Origin of the sequence: Pseudoalteromonas gelatinilytica (assembly GCF_001641615.1) — a bacterium.
Classification (GTDB): domain Bacteria; phylum Pseudomonadota; class Gammaproteobacteria; order Enterobacterales; family Alteromonadaceae; genus Pseudoalteromonas; species Pseudoalteromonas gelatinilytica.
In genome coordinates this window covers 1-4105 of record NZ_LRRU01000021.1, presented here as the reverse complement: position 1 = coordinate 4105, position 4105 = coordinate 1, and the positions used below count along the sequence as shown (strand labels likewise).

5 protein-coding genes are annotated in these 4105 nt (G+C 33.3%); all 5 read left to right on the top strand.

The window, feature by feature from the left end:
• Positions 1 to 44 precede the first annotated feature (44 nt).
• The gene (locus NH153_RS17240; protein ID WP_156503612.1) at positions 45 to 641 is read left to right on the top strand and encodes a hypothetical protein; all 597 of its coding nucleotides are present in this window, start codon (positions 45 to 47) and stop codon (positions 639 to 641) included.
• A gap of 181 nt (positions 642 to 822) precedes the next feature.
• Entirely contained in the window at positions 823 to 1248 is a 426-nt protein-coding gene (locus tag NH153_RS17235) for a hypothetical protein (protein WP_063706212.1), read from the top strand.
• 196 nt (positions 1249 to 1444) lie between these two features.
• Positions 1445 to 1783, top strand: a complete 339-nt coding sequence (locus NH153_RS17230) for a hypothetical protein (protein WP_063706210.1) — start codon at positions 1445 to 1447, stop codon at positions 1781 to 1783.
• A gap of 756 nt (positions 1784 to 2539) precedes the next feature.
• Positions 2540 to 3163: a hypothetical protein gene (locus NH153_RS17225; protein ID WP_156503655.1), complete on the top strand. Its 624-nt coding sequence runs from the start codon at positions 2540 to 2542 to the stop codon at positions 3161 to 3163.
• A gap of 314 nt (positions 3164 to 3477) precedes the next feature.
• Positions 3478 to 4074, top strand: coding sequence for a hypothetical protein (locus NH153_RS17220; protein ID WP_156503612.1), 597 nt, complete (start codon positions 3478 to 3480; stop codon positions 4072 to 4074).
• Positions 4075 to 4105 lie beyond the last annotated feature (31 nt).

Below are 4105 nucleotides of genomic sequence, written 5' to 3'. Positions count from 1 at the left end.
TTCTGAGCTAATCGTAGAGACTCAAGTTAAATGGTGGAGATAATATGAGGTATTTAATTTTTATCCTTTTATTCCAAAGCGGCATTTGCATGGCGTTGCAGCCTATATCTGAATATTGTGAAGGCTCTTATCTGTTAGGCCGAATCGGAGGTGATATTTTTACAGCAAACAAATGCCTAGTATATGGTTACACTGCTGAGGATATGACTTTCTTTAAGAATAGAAACACAAGTATTGAATTCGATGATATTAAACCTTCAATAGAAAAGTTTATCAATATTGTCAATTCTGAAGTAGATTCATTTTTAGATAAACAAAAAGCTTTTGATGAATACACTGGAGTGATAGATAGTTTCTCAGTGCCTCTATTTGGGAGCTATGATGAATTCGAAGATGCTAAAGCTTCATTAGTATTTTCGATTAACTACACAACTCATTGTAACATATCAGTGTTAGATTACAGTGGAGGTGATAAATTTATGATTGGATATAAACTAAATCGCATGACTGATGAAGGTAAATACAACTATGATTATTTGTATATAGAGCTCCCTAAAGAAGCAAAAATAAATAAAGCGGATAGTGATGGTTTAATAGATGCTTTTTGTCATAATGATTTAAGCTTTAAAAATAAAGAATAATGGTAAGTAGCTTTTATCTATCCAAAGAGGTTAAGCTACATTTTTCCTTCTAAATCATAATAACCAATGCAGTTTAGTCTTTAGTTGAGGCAAATATAAAAGACCTTTAGCTATGTAGGCTGGCCGTTGTATTGATAATCCATAATCTCGATTTTGTTTTTCAAATTTAATGAGTGTTTTTATGAAAGTCTTTGGAAAACTATTTTTAGTTATCTTTATTGTATTAACTTTATTTTGGTACATAACAAAAGATGCTGGTGTATTTATTAAAAATCAGTTTGAGCCTTTTTATTTTCACTTTGATACAGAATTTAGTTCAATAAGAACACAGGAAGGTGTTGCTTACTCTGAGTACACTTATGATCAAGGTTTTAAATCAGTATTGATTGGCGCCGGAGATGAATTTGAAAGTGGTACTTTATTTTTTGACGGTGGGCTTTTAATTATAGAAGTCAGTCTTTTTAAAAAGTTTTTGGGTTTTTCTGATTATTGCCTTATTTCAGCAAAGTTTAGAGGAGAGAAGGTATTGGTTTTGAAGACGAGCGCTGAATATGCCGGTGCTGAATTTGGAGGGAAAGTCAATTATAAGTGTAATTTTGATAAGTAAAGAGACATGGTTATCTCTACCATCATCATAAAAAATGTACACCAAAATTTGAGAATACGGTTAAGCTTTACTTTCCCTAACTGAATTATGAAAACCATTTAAATTTAAGCTATTAGTTGAGAGAAAAATACAAGCCCAGACCTCATATGTGCATATCGCACACTTGCATAATTAATAAAGGAATATAGGTAATTCAATGGAGCAATCTTCAAATAACAAAGCATTAGCCTGCTTTATTTTGTATGGTGCACCCCTTGTACTTTTAGCTAAACATGGCTGGCAATTAGGTATTTTGATGTGCTTATTGTTTCTGGGGAGCTATTGCCTTTTACCCCACATTAAAAATATTCGTAGTAATGTCAGAACATTAGATAAGCATGTTTTTGTATCGTATATTGTTGTAATTGCTTTATTTGCAGCAGTTGATATGTTTTCTAAACCTCATTACTGGAAAACTATTATCATTTTGATACTTGGATTTCTTTCACTAGTACAATTGAAAAAGTTGCAACAATATTTTTTAGAAATGGGATGATTATGCATACTAAGTGGGGTTAAGTCTTACAGTTTTACAAATTTTGGTGAGCAAGTTACTTTTTAGTTATTAGTGACAGTCAGGACTTAAAGCTTACTCTAGGTTTAAAGCACTATTTTCATATTAACAAACAGGCTCAGGTATTTCTTTTTGGTTTTTAGCTAGTCCAATGTCATATATAAGCAATGGTTTAATAGAAGTTCTCAACGTGTAGGGCATTTTACGATGGGCAAGCACAAGCTCAAGAATGGCTTGAAATCGGCAAAGTGTTACCCCTATTTGGAAAATCTAAAGCAACATCAAGCCTTAAGTTTGCGCTATTTGTCGAGCAAGGAAAAGAATTGGATGATTATTTTAATTACACTATTCGCGTGTTAGTAAGATTGTTGCAAAAGGCAGACCTGACCCCTAGATGCTTGCTGACACTGCTACAATTTCAATGACTCCAGCAGGTAAATAATGGACAAAATATTAGAAAAATTTTTACGAAAGCGTAAGCTGACGATAAAAAATCCTGAAAAGTATAGAAAGGTTTATATAAATAATACAAAAGAGCTTAATTTTTATATTGAGCAAGGAGAAACGAAAAGAGGTATACCTAGCAATGAAAAATTACCGTTTTTTAACTGGGAGGTATTAAATACGGAACTGTTAATTCCATGTGATTATTATGAGATGGATGCACAAGCTAGTTTTGTAGATGATAATTTACTAGATTTAGGTAAATTAAATATATGTTTAAGTTATGGATATTACATGCTTACAATACAAAGCTATAAGTTCAAGCGCTTTAGGTATCGCTTTAGTCGTGAACCTTTAAGGTTGGTATCACCAACATCGGTATTTCAGCTAAGTATTGCAGTGATATTGCATAATAATGAATATGCTTGCCAAATTTATACGTTATTTCAAGCAGGTTACATGAAGCACTGGGTGAATAGATCAAAAAGTCACATTGGTGATTTTATTATCTTGCTGTTTGATAAGGTAGAAGGTGGCAATACCCTAAAGCCGATCGTAGATGATTTTGCTTATCAAGCTATTTTAGATAACTGGGATAGTACAGACTTAACAAAAGTTACCGCTTATCTAAATCAGTTATGTGATGATCAAGTCGCTCAGGTTGCATCACCACCGAGTAAGATGTTTTTTGAGTTCGATAATATGAACTGGCAATTTACACCTTATGCTGCACTTATGCTGCTAACGCTAAGAGCACAACATGGCCTTGAGAACCCTGATTTTGAGCACCCAGGTTTTGGCAATGTGACTTCTTTGCTATTAACGCAGCCTGTAGCCCCTAAAAAAGATGAGGTCCTTGAACAGCTTGTAGTCAAGTTGCATGAGCAAGGCTTTGATGAAAAAGCGTTACTAGCGTAGTGTGTGATGAGACTTTATAAAACTCTAAATCTAAAAGGGTCAGGTCTTTCTTTTTACCTTTAATCTAGTCCAATATTGTTTATAAGCAATGGTTTAATAGAAATTCTTAATGTGTTGAAAAGAGTTGGGTGATTATCTTGAGCTTCATTACTCCTACTCAAGCGCGAGTCGGGTAGTGGCAAAAAGCAAGACCTGACACCGTGTGTAGGTTCTTGTTTTCTCTTTCGTGGATTATGGTTAAGCACTATGCCAAACAACGTAACAGCTTTATTCTGAGCTAATCGTAGAGACTCAAGTTAAATGGTGGAGATAATATGAGGTATTTAATTTTTATCCTTTTATTCCAAAGCGGCATTTGCATGGCGTTGCAGCCTATATCTGAATATTGTGAAGGCTCTTATCTGTTAGGCCGAATCGGAGGTGATATTTTTACAGCAAACAAATGCCTAGTATATGGTTACACTGCTGAGGATATGACTTTCTTTAAGAATAGAAACACAAGTATTGAATTCGATGATATTAAACCTTCAATAGAAAAGTTTATCAATATTGTCAATTCTGAAGTAGATTCATTTTTAGATAAACAAAAAGCTTTTGATGAATACACTGGAGTGATAGATAGTTTCTCAGTGCCTCTATTTGGGAGCTATGATGAATTCGAAGATGCTAAAGCTTCATTAGTATTTTCGATTAACTACACAACTCATTGTAACATATCAGTGTTAGATTACAGTGGAGGTGATAAATTTATGATTGGATATAAACTAAATCGCATGACTGATGAAGGTAAATACAACTATGATTATTTGTATATAGAGCTCCCTAAAGAAGCAAAAATAAATAAAGCGGATAGTGATGGTTTAATAGATGCTTTTTGTCATAATGATTTAAGCTTTAAAAATAAAGAATAATGGTAAGTAGCTTTTATCTATCCAAAGAGGT